This is a genomic window from Clostridium lamae, assembly GCF_033043255.1.
GTDB lineage: Bacteria > Bacillota > Clostridia > Clostridiales > Clostridiaceae > Clostridium > Clostridium lamae.
This window is the reverse complement of sequence record NZ_JASCQJ010000024.1, coordinates 1-13,146: the sequence shown is the minus strand read 5'-3', so window position 1 is coordinate 13,146 and position 13,146 is coordinate 1. Positions and strand designations below refer to the sequence as shown.

Here is a 13,146-nt window from a genome sequence, read left to right as displayed (position 1 = left end):
GAATAAGGTAAATAAAAAATAAATATATAAAAATAATTAAAAAAAACTACAAAATATGATAATATCATATTTGTAGTTTTATAATTTATTTAAGCGAGGTTAAAATTATGATGGAAAACGAAAGAAAAAAAATCATGTGGTATAGTCTTGCATTAATGGCTTTTTCAGGTGTCTGGGGATTTGGTAATGTAATCAACGGTTTTTCTGAATATAATGGATTACAAGCAGTTACAGCTTGGTTAATTATTTTTGCAATATATTTTATACCATATGCATTGATGGTTGGAGAATTAGGATCAGCATTTAAGAATCATGGAGGTGGTGTTAGTTCTTGGGTTGGAGAAACTATAGGACCTAAGCTTGCATATTATGCAGGTTGGACATATTGGATTGTTCATATGCCATACCTTTCACAAAAACCTAATAGCTTTATGATTGCAACAAGCTGGGCTATTTTCCAGGATAGCAGAGTTAGTAGTATGAATACAGTGTTACTACAAATAAGTTGTTTAATTGTTTTTGTAATTGCTATGTACATTGCATCTAAGGGGTTAAATCCATTAAAGAAATTATCTTCTTTAGCTGGAACATCTATGTTCGTGATGTCTATTTTATTTATATTATTAATGATAGCAGCTCCAGCTATTACAAATGTTCAACTAAATGAAATTGATTGGTCATTAAGTACATTTATACCTAAGTTTGATGCATCATTCTTTACAAGTATATCAATATTAGTTTTTGCAGTTGGTGGATGTGAAAAAATATCTCCATATGTAAATCAAATGAAAGATCCAGCAAGAGGGTTTTCTAAGGGAATGATTGCATTAGCTGTTATGATTTCAGTTACAGCAATACTTGGAACAATTTCATTAGGAATGATGTTTGATTCAAATAATATTCCGAAAGACTTAATGACAAATGGAGCATATTATGCATTCCAAAAGTTAGGTGAGTATTACAGAGTAGGAAATTTATTTGTTATTGCTTATGCAATTACTAATATGATTGGGCAATTTGCTGTATTAATAATTTCAATTGATGCTCCATTACGTATGTTACTTGATAGTGGTGATAGAAGATTTATTCCGGAAAAACTATTTGTAAAAAATAAAAATGGTGCATATACTAATGGATTCAAATTAATATTTATTATAGTTTCTATATTAATTATAGTTCCTGCATTAGGAATTGGAAGTGTTGATGAATTAGTTAGATGGTTAGTAAAGTTAAATGCAGTGTGTATGCCGTTAAGATATTTATGGGTATTTGTTGCCTATATAGCTTTAAAGAAAGTTGGAGACAAATTCCAAAGAGAATACTATTTTGTTAAAAACAGAACTTTGGGAATAGTTTTAGGAGCATGGTGCTTTGCATTTACAGCATTTGCTTGTATAGGTGGAATGTATTCAGAAGATATATTCCAATTAGTATTAAATGTTATAACGCCATTTATATTAATTGCATTAGGATTAATATTGCCATATATAGCAAGAAGAACAAATTTATAATATAGTGAAAAAGCTGTTTAAGTAATTTAATAAATTGCTTAAACAGCTTTTCTAAAATCATATATTTGTGTACCTCAGAATAGTCTATTAATAATAAAATTTTATTAATGGAGGTATTTCTGTGGGATATTACGTTAGAGTAGAACCAGATGTAACAATTTATGTAGAGGACCTTAATCCATACGGGAATAAGACAATCTTGTTCTTACATGGGTGGCCTGGAAGTCATAAACTATTTGAATATCAATTTGATAAGCTTCCTAGAATGGGATATAGATGTATCGGAATAGATACAAGAGGATTTGGTGATTCAAGTAAGCCTTATGAGGGTTACGATTATGATCGATTAGCAGACGATGTTAGATGTGTAGTTGATGCATTAAAATTACAAGATTTTATATTGGCAGGACATTCAACAGGAGGAGCTATAGCTATACGATATATGAGTCGACATAAAGGATATGGAGTATCTAAACTAGCTCTTTTTGCAGCAGCAGCGCCTAGTCTTATTAAACGTCGCAATTTCCCATATGGTTTAGAAAAAGAAGAGGTAGTTAAAATTATTCAGGGAACATATACTGATCGTCCTAAAATGTTAAGAGATTTTGGGGATATATTTTTCTTTCAGAGTATAAGCAAGCCATTTTCTGACTGGTTCTTTCAATTAGGATTACAGGCAGCTGGATGGGCAACTGCAGCTATTGCTAATACTTGGATGGATGAAGTTCTATTTTCAGATTTAGAGAGGATAAATACCCCTACTTTAATAATTCATGGCATTCATGATAAAGTTGTTCCATTTGAGTTAGGTGAAATACAAAATCAAATTATTAAAGATTCAAAACTTATACCATTTGAATTTAGTGGACATGCATCATTTTATGATGAGCGAGATAAATTTAATGAAGAGCTTGTGAGGTTTATAGAAGATTAAAAAAATTATAAGATAGAATTATTTTATTTAAAGAGAAAAGACTCCTAAGATATTTAGGAGTCTAACTTATTATTCATAAATTTAAAATACTAATTACTATTTTTAACTATATTTTTAAAGCTAATATAAGTTGTATAGAAATATCCACCATATATTATAATAAGAGCTAAGGCTATTATTATAGAAGAGTTACTAAATAAATTTTTATTATAAGTAGAAAAGACTTCATTTACTACTTTCATAGCAACTATTGAATGTATAACCGCCAGTGATAAAGGTGCCATAAAATAAATTAAGGTTTGTTTTAATATTGATTTATTTATCATTTTTTCAGTAACACCTATTTTCTTAAGAGAATTATATCTACTAAGACTATCACTTGCTTCTGATAATTGCTGTAATGCTAACACTGCAGCACTAGATATTAAAAATACTATCCCTAAATACATACCTAAGAATACTACCATTGTAGATGCACCATACACCATGGAATATAACTGGTCCAATGTGTTTCCAAGAACTAAAGCAGTTGAACCATCAGGATTTCTATTTTCTAAGATATCAACATAGAATTTTGAAAATTTTTCTTCTGATTCTGCAGAAGTACTTTTATCAAATATTACATTAACATTTGAGTGTGATAGCGTTAATTTTCCTTCAAAGTTATCAGGTACTATGAAATAAAGGAATTGTAATTCTTGAAACACACTAGATATATTATCTTTAATTAAACTTTCATTTTTAATAATATAAGTATTATTATCAATGACTACAGAGTTCTCATTTTTAATAAATTTATTGAAGGCTTTGTTAAACTCATCATAGTTTGACACAATTAAAATTTCATTATCTTTTAAATCTATAGGAGCTTTATCTAAAAGTTTATTTATGGAATTATATTCAGATACTTTTACTGCTGATATATTATGATCTGAATAAGAATACTTCATTTCATCTATCTCTTTTTTAGTTAAATAATCATTTAGTAATTGGCTTAGATAAATATCAAGCTTGTATTGGTTGAAAAAAACATATTTTTCAGAAGGATCAAAGTTAAAGTTTATACTATTTAAAAGCTCTTCCATATCATTAATTTCTTGGACATCAGTATCAACATGAAGCTTTGCAGAGCTATCAAAGTAAGTATTACCTTTTAAGGATGTATCAAATGTACTCTTATAGCTAAACATACTAAATAAAAGTGTTATAGTTAAGAAAAGCATAAGACATATAGTAGTCATAGATATAAAGTTAGTTGTTATTTTATTATTAATTTGTCTTAAAACAAATATATTTAATTTTTTTAAATATATTTGTTTATTCTTTTGTATAATTTGAATTAAGAAACTTGAGAGACTAAAAAACCATAGTATAGTTCCAATAAAGCCCAAGACAATTGAAAGCATAAAACGATAATCATCAACAGATAACCCAATTTTTATTATTAGAATATATGCTGATATAAGTGATGCTAGGGATAAAATAAATAAAATTATTGAAATAATGGGATTATTAATTCTTATTTCTTCATTTTTCTTTGCTGCATTAAGCATGTCTATAAGTTTATATTTAGAAATAGTAACTTGATTAAATATCATTACTAAAATAAATATTACTCCAAAATATAATGAAGATTTAGCTATTGAACTTATTGATATAATAAATTTATAGGTATTCATATTAACTGATAATAATTTAGCTATAATAACTGATAATCCTTGGGAAATTATAATTCCTAAGAGAATTCCAACAACTAAGGATAATACTCCAATAAAAAAGGTTTCTAGAATTAGGATTCTAGAAATTTTCTTCTTAGGCATACCTAATGTCATATATATACCTAGTTCTTTTTTACGTTTTTTTATAAGAAAGTTATTAGCATAAACTATAAGACCTCCTAGAATAAAGGATACAAATATAGAGGCTCCAGCTATTAGTTTGTTTAGCATTACCATATATTCTTCTGTACTATTATTTATATCAAGTAGTGACTTTTGAGATTCAATAGAATTAAAGCTATAAAAAATACATACTGCAAAGGTTAGAGTAAGAAAATATATAGAATAATCTTTGAAGCTCCTTTTTACATTATTTCTTGCTATTTTAGAAAACATCGTTGGCATCACCTCCAAGTAAAGTTACAATTTCTATTATTTTATTGAAAAATTCTTTTCTAGAGTCATTTCCACGAAGAAGTTCATTAAATATCTTACCATCCTTAATAAATAGAATTCTATGGGCATAGCTTGCTGTAAAAGCATCATGAGTAACCATTAGTATAGTAGCTTGGAATTCTTTATTTAACTTTTCAAAGGAATCCAATAGAAGACTTGAGGATTTGGAGTCTAATGCTCCAGTAGGCTCATCAGCTAGTATAAGTGCTGGTTCAGTAACTAGAGCTCTAGCAGAAGCTACTCTTTGCTTTTGACCTCCTGACATTTGAAAAGGATATTTAGTTAGAACATCTAATATCTCAAGTTTTTCTGCTACCTTTTTAATAAGGCTATCTATTTCAGTAACCTTTCTATCTTGTATTGTTAGAGCTAAAGCTATATTTTCATAAGCAGTAAGAGTATCTAACAGATTAAAATCCTGAAATATAAAGCCTAACTCATCGCGTCTGAATTTTTCTAGAGATTTAGGTCTAAGTTTAGTAATATCCTTATTATTTATAATAATATTACCTGTTGTTACATTATCAATAGTTGAAATACAATTTAATAGGGTAGTTTTACCACTACCAGAAGGACCCATTATACCAACAAATTCTCCCTTATCTACAGTAAAGCTTATATTATCTATAGCTTTTGTTATATTGCCTTTATTACCATAATATTTTTCAATTTTTTCTACATGTAATATATTTTTCATTACAATTCCTCCTATATTTCCTCATAAAGAGATTTATTAATTAGAATAATGGGTAAGTACTTAATTTTTTATTTCAAACTCTAATTCTTTTTCTATAATATCGTTATCCCCATTAAAGATTGCTACTCCATAGTTACCTTCTTCAAGACCTTCAGGAACTGAGAATTCAGCAGTAAAGTATCCAGATTTATTTTTTTCTATATTTTCTTCTACCTTAAATCTATTCTTTGTTGCTACTTCCCCCTTGTACCAAACAACAGTTGCTTCTTTTATAGCAAATTTCTTTCCCTTTGCGGAAAGATAAATTTTATCCTTAGAAGTAAAAGTATCAGCTGATTCAGTAGCCTTCCCTTTTTCATCTATAGATTTAGTTAGTGTAATTTCTAAAATTTTAGGACCAAAGAAATAATTATAAGTAGAGTTCAATCCAGTCCATATTAAAATTACTAGTAAAATAGGTATTATAAATTTTTTCATAAAAATTTCCTCCAAGCATTAATTGATTTGTTCTTTATGAGTATCATTTTACTAGTAATAATAATAAGTACATATTAGTTTATATTTCATTAATGTTACATTTTTGAAAGATAATTAAATTAAAAAATAATGAATTCATAGCTATGAATTCATTATTTTAAGTGAAGTAATATTAACTTAATAAATTATGAAGTAATGAAAGTGAATAAAAAATACATATCAAATAAACTTTTAAAATTAGGGTAATATATACCCAAGGCCACGCTTAGTTTCTATGTTTTCTTTCATACCCACTTCATCTAGTTTCTTTCTTAGTCTCGTGACATTAACAGATAAATTATTATCATCTACAAAAATATCCGAGTTCCACATATAATCCATAAGATCATCTCTAGAAACTATTTTCCCTTTGTTTTTAATCATACAGGAAAGTATCCTAAGCTCATTTTTTGTTAGTTCTACTGTATTATCCTTGTAAGTAATTGTACTATTTGATAAATTAAGCTTTAAATCATAGTAAACCATGATATCTTGAGGAGAGTATCCACTGGCTCTTCTTAAAATCGAAGCAATCCTTGCTAAAAGAATTTCTGTATTATAAGGTTTTGTAATAAAATCATCAGAGCCTAAATTCATACTCATAAGCTCATCCATTTCACTATTTCTGCTTGTTACCACTATAATTGGCATATTTGAACTTTTTCTTATTTCTCTGCATATGTGATATCCATCAAATATAGGGAGATTTATATCTAAAAGTAATAAATCAGGATCTTCTTTTAGTATGTAATCCACAATATTTTCAAAATTAGACGGCGCAAGAACATTATAGCCATACCTTGTTAAAAAGATTTTTAATTCTTCCCTTATGGTTTCAGTATCCTCAATAATAATTATCTTTGACATAGAATCACTTCCTTTATAAAAATCTATCAGTTTACAATATTATAGTTTATTATATGTATAACTGCAAAAAGTAAATTAAGATATCAATAAAATTACTTTAAATACATTAAAGAATATAAATATAGGAAAAATGAAAATATAAATGGTAAAATATATATTAATGTATAAACTATTAAATATATTAAGAGGTATTAATATGAAGTCGAGAAAAAGAGGAATGAAGATATTAGTAATGCTAGTTTTATTTGTAGGGGCATTCTATATATTTTCTATATGGCAAAATAATAGTATTGTAATTTCTAGTTTTAATTACTCAAGCCCTAAAGTTCCGAAAGGCTTTGATAGCTTCAAGATTGTTCAAATTTCTGATTTACATAATAAAGTCTTTGGAAAAGAACAAGATAAGTTATTAGAAAAAGTTGAAAGTTTATCACCAGATATTATTGTAATAACAGGAGATATAGTGGACAGACGGAAATATAATATAGAAAATGCTATGTATTTCGTAGATAAAGCGATAAAAATTGCACCGATTTATTATGTTTCAGGTAATCATGAGGCTTGGTCTGGTAAATATTCTGAAGTAAAAGAAAAACTAATCGAAGCGGGCGCTCATATTATTGATGATGAAATGATAGAAGTTAAGAGAAATAATAGTATTATTAATATCTTGGGCTTATCTGATCCTGCTTTTATTACTACTAGTTATTTAGATGAAACTGATACAAGTAAAATGGAAGAGAATTTAAAAAATTGGTCAAGAGTTGAAGGTTTTAAGATTTTACTTTCCCATAGACCAGAATTATTTGATTTATATTCTAAAAATAACATTAATATAGTTTTTTCTGGACATGCTCATGGTGGGCAAATTAGAATTCCATTTCTAGGAGGTATTATAGCGCCAAATCAAGGATTTTTTCCTAAATACTCAGAAGGGAGCTATAACAGTAATCAAACTACGATGTTTGTTAGTAGAGGACTTGGGAATAGTTTATTTCCAATCAGGATATTTAATAGGCCAGAAATTATATCTGTTACGTTAAAAGTTTCAAAATAAGAATACAAAAAATGCATATTAGAAAATACTTATTTGAGGTTTGATTTTTATAAATAAGGAGGGCATATGTATATAGACTGTCATACACATTTAGATTTTTTTGAAGATAATATTGAAGAAGCGATAAGAAATGTTAATGATAATAAAATTCTTACTCTTGCAAATAGTATAGATATAGAAAGCTATATGAAAAATAAAGAATATAGCAAGAAGAGTATATTTATAAAACCTTGCTTTGGAATCCATCCATGGAAGGCAGCAGAATATAAAGGAGATTTACAGGAACTTATTCCCTATATTGAAGAAAGTGAATTTATAGGGGAAATAGGGTTAGATTATCTTTGGGTAGAGGATAAGACTACCTTCGAACCTCAAAGAAAGGTATTTTACTTTATTTTAGAGGAAAGTATAAAGAGAAATAAAGTAGTAAGCCTTCATACTAAGGATGCAGAAGAAGAGGTATATGAAGCACTTAAAAAATATAATTATAATAGAGCAATAATTCATTGGTATAGTGGAGATATAAGTACTTTACAAAAATTTATTGACCTTGGATGTTATTTTACTATTAGTGTGGATATAGGATACTCAGAAAAGACTTATGAGGTATTGAGTAAGATACCAATGGATAAATTACTTTTAGAGACGGATGGACCGACTGCATTAGAATGGGTGAATGGAGAATATGGATATCCAGGAGAAATAAAAAATGTTTATGAAAAGGTAGCAAAATATAAAAATATTAATATTAAAGATTTATTAAGCACTGTTGAAGAAAATTTAAAAAGATTATTAAGAATTAAAGAAAATATAGATGATAATAATTATTGACTAACTTGACATTTATAACCAAGATGAATAAAATGTATATATAAACTTAATAATTTATCTGGGGGGGCAGTGAACTGTCTGAGATAAAATTGATACAATTTTGACCCATGAACCTGATTTGGATAATGCCAACGTAGGGAGATTAGTGTTGTTTTCAACCACAAATTAAGCTATTGAGCAGCGTTCTTATCTAAGAATGCTGCTTTTTATTTTTAATATACACTCTATCAGATTTAAGAAAAATTATTAAAGTTAATATAAAATAAAGGAGGATATTTTATGGCACTTTGTAATGTAAGTCTTCAAGTAATACCAACAGTTAGTGAAGATAAACTTTACCCTGTAGTGGACAAGGTTATCGAATATATTGCTTCTACAGGAGTAAAGTATGAAGTTGGAGCAATGGAAACCACAATGGAAGGAGAACTAGATGCTTTACTAGAGATAGTGAAGAGGGCTCAAGAGATATGCACAGAAGAGGGTGCATCAAGAGTATGTTCTATGGTTAAAATAGACTATAAAAAAGAAGGCGTGACTATGGATGAAAAAATCAAAAAATATAGGAAATAAACTAGCACCTATAATATTTATTATAATTCTATTAAGCTTATGGGAATTGGTAGTTAGAGTTGGTGGAATAGAAAAATATATAATGCCATCTCCAACAGATGTAATTAAAGTTTTAGTTAGTGATTTTAAGGTGATGATACCGCATATATTGGCTACATTATATGAGGGTTTTATAGGATTCTTAATTGCTATAGTACTTTCTATAATACTAGCTATAATTATGGATATGGTACCACTTTTAAAAAGAGCTCTTTATCCAGTTTTAGTTATATCACAAACTATACCAACTATTGCCTTAGCCCCACTATTCATTATATGGTTTGGGTTTGGTTATTTACCTAAGATAATAGTAGTTGTTATTGTTTGCTTTTTCCCAATAGTAATAAGTATAGTTGACGGATTAGAAGGCGTAGATAAGGATTTAATAAATCATTTTAAATTAATGGGTGCATCTAAGTTGAATATATTTATACATTTAAAGCTACCTTATGGAATGATAAATTTCTTTTCAGGTATGAGAATTGCAGCAACTTATAGCATAATGGGTGCTGTAATTGGAGAGTGGCTTGGAGGAGATAAGGGCCTTGGTGTATATATGACTAGAGCAAGAAGTGCGTATGCTTTAGATAAGATGTTTGCAGCAATTGTTATAATAGTCATTATTAGTATGGCTATATTTATTTTAGTTTCAATTTTGGAAAAGATATTTACTCCTTGGAATAGTAAAAAAGTGAATGGTATAAGAGAAACAAATTAATTGGAGGCGGAAATAATGTTAAAAAAGAAAATATTATCAGTGGTATTAGCATCTGTAGCAACATTAACTTTATTTGCAGGATGTAGTAATAATAAGGGAACTAGTGAAAATGAAGATTTACAAAAAGTTACTCTAATATTAGATTGGACACCAAATACAAATCATACAGGATTTTATGTGGCACAAGAAAAAGGATATTATAAAGAGTTAGGCTTAGATGTTGAAATAATACAACCAGCAGAAGGATCATCTCTACAATTATTAGCAGCTGGAAAGGGTGATTTTGCAGTTAGCTATCAAGAAGATTTAACTTATGCAAGAACATCAGATAGCCCATTACCTGTTATGGCAGTAGCGGCTATAATACAACATAACACATCAGGCTTTGCATCACCTAAAGAAAAAGGAATAGAAACTGTAAAGGACTTTGAAAATAAAGTTTATGGTGGATGGGGAGGCCCATCAGAAGCGGCTATACTAAAAGCTGTTATGGAGAAAAATGGAGCAGACTTTAGTAAGCTAAAAATGGTTGATGTAGGTACAGAAGATTTCTTTATAGCAACTAAAAACAATTTAGACTTTGAATGGACATTTGAGGCATGGACTAATATTGAAGCTAAGCTTAGAGGGTTTGATATAAATTATATTCCAGTTAGAGATTTAGACCCAGCTTTAGATTACTATACACCAATTATTGCTACTACTGAGGATACAGTTAATAATAAAAAAGATTTAGCAAAAAAATTTATGGAAGCTACTACAAAAGGATATAAAGATGCAATAGCAAATCCAGAAGAGTCTGCTAAACTATTAGTAAGTAAAGTACCAGAAATAAGTGAAGAATTAGCAATAGAAAGTCAAAAGTATTTAGCAGATAAATATATGGAAGATACTGAAGTTTGGGGAGAAATGAAGGATAGTGTATGGGATAACTATACTAACTTCTTGTATGAGAATAAATTAATTAATACGGAAATGAAAGCAAGTGAGGCTTATACAAATGAATTCTTATCAAAATAAGATTTTACTAAAAAATATTTCTAAATCCTTTGATAACATGAAGATATTAAAAGATATTAATATTGAAGTGAATGAAGGGGAGTTAGTTTCAATACTAGGGCCATCAGGTAGTGGGAAAAGTACTATATTTAATATATTAACTAATATTATAAATAGTGATAATGGTGAGGTTAAAATAAACGGTAATATAAGCTATATGTATCAAAAGGATATGATGGTTCCTTGGAAAAAGGTAATAGATAATATAGGTATTCCACTTATATTTAAGGGTATTGCTAAGAAGGATGCAAGAGAAGATGTTAAAAAACATATAGATGAGTTTGGACTAAGTGGTTTTGAATATAAATATCCTTCGCAATTATCAGGGGGGATGAAGCAAAGGGCTAATTTCTTAAAAACATATTTAACATCTAGTGATATTATGCTTTTAGATGAGCCTTTTGGAGCATTAGATTCTATAACAAGAAGAAAGATGCAAAACTGGCTTTTAGAACTTACTAAAGAAATGAACTCTACCATTTTATTTATAACTCATGATATAGATGAAGCTATATTACTTTCTAATAGAATTTATATTATATCTGAGAAGCCTGCTGTGATTAAAGGAGAAATTGAAGTTAATTTACCTAAAGATAGAAATGAAAAAATTGTGACTAGCAAAGAATTTATAAATATTAAAAAAGAAATATTAAGTTTAATGTAGATTAAACTGTAAAGAAATAAGAAGCTACATAGTTATTAATTATAACGATTATGTAGTTTCTTTTTTAATTTATAAATTTAAAATATTATGACAATTATACAATATATAGTATTATTTTATTATTTATGGCCATATATAGTATAAATCATAAATGTCAAGACTTGAAAGTGATTTATTTATTATGTAATATAGAGAAAGACAAAAAGTAAAGGATAGGTGAAGCATGTTGATAGTTGTTGGAGGTATGATTGGACTTGGGAAAAGTTCAGTTGCTGAAATTCTAGGAAATCATTTTAATTCAGATGTATTTTATGAAAGTGTAGATGATAATCCTATATTGCCTTTATTCTATAGCGAGAGTGAAGATGAAATTCAAAAGAGAAGATATCCATTTTTATTACAACTATATTTTCTAAACACAAGATTCAAAAGCATAAAGGAAGCATTAGTAAATAATAATAATGTTTTAGATAGATCAATATATGAAGATTGGTATTTTGCTAAGAAAAACATGGAGCTTGGTAGAATAAATGAATTAGAAATGAAGATTTATGAAGATCTTTTACATAACATGTTAGAAGAATTGGAAGAACTTCCAAAGAAAGCACCTGATGTTATGGTTTATTTAAAGGGGTCTTTTGAAACAGTTCTAAATAGAATAGCTTTGAGAGGTAGAGATTTTGAAGTAGATGAAAGTCTAAAAGAATATTATAACTTCTTATGGAAGGATTATGATGATTGGGTTCATAATTGTTATAAAGCATCTGAAGTATTGATTATAGATATGGATAAGATGGATGTTGTAAATAATGAAGCTGATAAATATAAACTTATAGAATTAGTTGAAGAAAAATTGAAAAAAGTAAGAAAAGTAGAAGAAATTGCATAATAGTATGTTATATAGAAATAGAGCAACAAATTAGTTGCTCTATTTTTATATACTAATAAATAATGTCAGATATATGAAGTTTGTTAGAAAAATTTAAGTAATATAATAATTTTTTTGTAAGATATAAATTGTAAAATATTTATATAGGATTTTAAAGTATCCGTATTTATCAACTTTAGTTTAAAGAAGAAAATTATAAAGTCAATGAAAGGAGATATTTTGGAAGGTGATCTTAATAGAAATTTGGAACTAAGGATTAAAAAAGTGGGAATTCTTATTGTAGGGATATTGAATATAGTTATTTCTATATGCTTAAATTTTAATGAACTTTTAATGGGAGGACCAGTAAAGCTTAAAAATATAGTAGTATCACTAGCTTATTTATTAATCTGGTTTTTAATTATATTTTTTGCATATAAAATTAAGAGTAAGAAGTTATTAAAGATATTTTTAGGATTTTGGATATTTGATTTTATAGTAATAATATTATTTATAATTATAGTAAAATTAGATATTTATGGTTCACTAATTATACCATTCATAATAATTTGTTTTGGACCATTATATGGATTTGAGAATTTTAGTACTGTTGTACCTATTATAATTTCTATTTTAAATTG

At 27.7% G+C, this 13,146-nt stretch carries 14 protein-coding genes and 1 riboswitch; of the genes, 10 read left to right on the top strand and 4 right to left on the bottom strand.

Annotation, left to right across the window (positions count from 1 at the left end; genetic code table 11):
• The first annotated feature begins 107 nt into the window (after window positions 1–107).
• Window positions 108–1,511, top strand: a complete 1,404-nt coding sequence (locus QK892_RS11920; protein WP_317273764.1) for an APC family permease — start codon at window positions 108–110, stop codon at window positions 1,509–1,511.
• A 121-nt stretch (window positions 1,512–1,632) separates the two neighbouring features.
• Window positions 1,633–2,445 carry an alpha/beta fold hydrolase gene (locus QK892_RS11915; protein ID WP_317273763.1) on the top strand — a complete coding sequence of 271 codons (813 nt, stop codon included), beginning with the start codon at window positions 1,633–1,635 and terminating at the stop codon, window positions 2,443–2,445.
• A gap of 89 nt (window positions 2,446–2,534) precedes the next feature.
• On the opposite strand, the gene QK892_RS11910 is transcribed toward QK892_RS11915, so the two are convergent.
• From QK892_RS11910 to QK892_RS11895, 4 genes are all read right to left on the bottom strand, one after another.
• Window positions 2,535–4,559, bottom strand: a complete 2,025-nt coding sequence (locus tag QK892_RS11910) for an ABC transporter permease (protein WP_317273762.1) — start codon at window positions 4,557–4,559, stop codon at window positions 2,535–2,537.
• Window positions 4,549–5,316 carry an ABC transporter ATP-binding protein gene (locus tag QK892_RS11905; protein WP_317273761.1) on the bottom strand — a complete coding sequence of 256 codons (768 nt, stop codon included), beginning with the start codon at window positions 5,314–5,316 and terminating at the stop codon, window positions 4,549–4,551. The genes QK892_RS11910 and QK892_RS11905 overlap by 11 nt, the downstream gene beginning before the upstream one ends.
• Before the next feature lie 60 nt (window positions 5,317–5,376).
• Window positions 5,377–5,793: a hypothetical protein gene (locus QK892_RS11900; protein WP_317273760.1), complete on the bottom strand. Its 417-nt coding sequence runs from the start codon at window positions 5,791–5,793 to the stop codon at window positions 5,377–5,379.
• A gap of 237 nt (window positions 5,794–6,030) precedes the next feature.
• Entirely contained in the window at window positions 6,031–6,699 is a 669-nt protein-coding gene (locus tag QK892_RS11895; protein WP_317273759.1) for a response regulator transcription factor, read from the bottom strand.
• Between the two features lie 196 nt (window positions 6,700–6,895).
• On the opposite strand from QK892_RS11895, the gene QK892_RS11890 reads away from it, so the two are divergent.
• The 8 genes from QK892_RS11890 to QK892_RS11855 all read left to right on the top strand — a co-directional run.
• Window positions 6,896–7,756, top strand: coding sequence for a metallophosphoesterase (locus QK892_RS11890; RefSeq protein WP_317273758.1), 861 nt, complete (start codon window positions 6,896–6,898; stop codon window positions 7,754–7,756).
• 66 nt (window positions 7,757–7,822) lie between these two features.
• Window positions 7,823–8,587, top strand: a complete 765-nt coding sequence (locus QK892_RS11885; RefSeq protein WP_317273757.1) for a TatD family hydrolase — start codon at window positions 7,823–7,825, stop codon at window positions 8,585–8,587.
• Window positions 8,588–8,636: 49 nt separating this feature from the next.
• Window positions 8,637–8,744, top strand: a riboswitch (TPP riboswitch).
• A gap of 122 nt (window positions 8,745–8,866) precedes the next feature.
• Complete coding sequence (locus QK892_RS11880) at window positions 8,867–9,157, top strand: thiamine-binding protein (RefSeq protein ID WP_317273756.1); 291 nt, start codon at window positions 8,867–8,869, stop codon at window positions 9,155–9,157.
• A complete protein-coding gene (locus QK892_RS11875) occupies window positions 9,129–9,914 on the top strand; it encodes an ABC transporter permease (RefSeq protein ID WP_317273755.1) in 786 nt (261 codons plus the stop codon). Before QK892_RS11880 ends, QK892_RS11875 begins: the two co-directional genes overlap by 29 nt.
• A 15-nt stretch (window positions 9,915–9,929) precedes the next feature.
• Window positions 9,930–10,934, top strand: a complete 1,005-nt coding sequence (locus tag QK892_RS11870) for an ABC transporter substrate-binding protein (protein WP_317273754.1) — start codon at window positions 9,930–9,932, stop codon at window positions 10,932–10,934.
• Window positions 10,915–11,637, top strand: coding sequence for an ABC transporter ATP-binding protein (locus QK892_RS11865; RefSeq protein ID WP_317273753.1), 723 nt, complete (start codon window positions 10,915–10,917; stop codon window positions 11,635–11,637). Before QK892_RS11870 ends, QK892_RS11865 begins: the two co-directional genes overlap by 20 nt.
• A 223-nt stretch (window positions 11,638–11,860) precedes the next feature.
• Entirely contained in the window at window positions 11,861–12,526 is a 666-nt protein-coding gene (locus QK892_RS11860) for a deoxynucleoside kinase (protein ID WP_317273752.1), read from the top strand.
• A gap of 219 nt (window positions 12,527–12,745) precedes the next feature.
• On the top strand, window positions 12,746–13,146 hold a 401-nt coding region (locus QK892_RS11855), incomplete at its 3' end, for a hypothetical protein (RefSeq protein ID WP_317273751.1).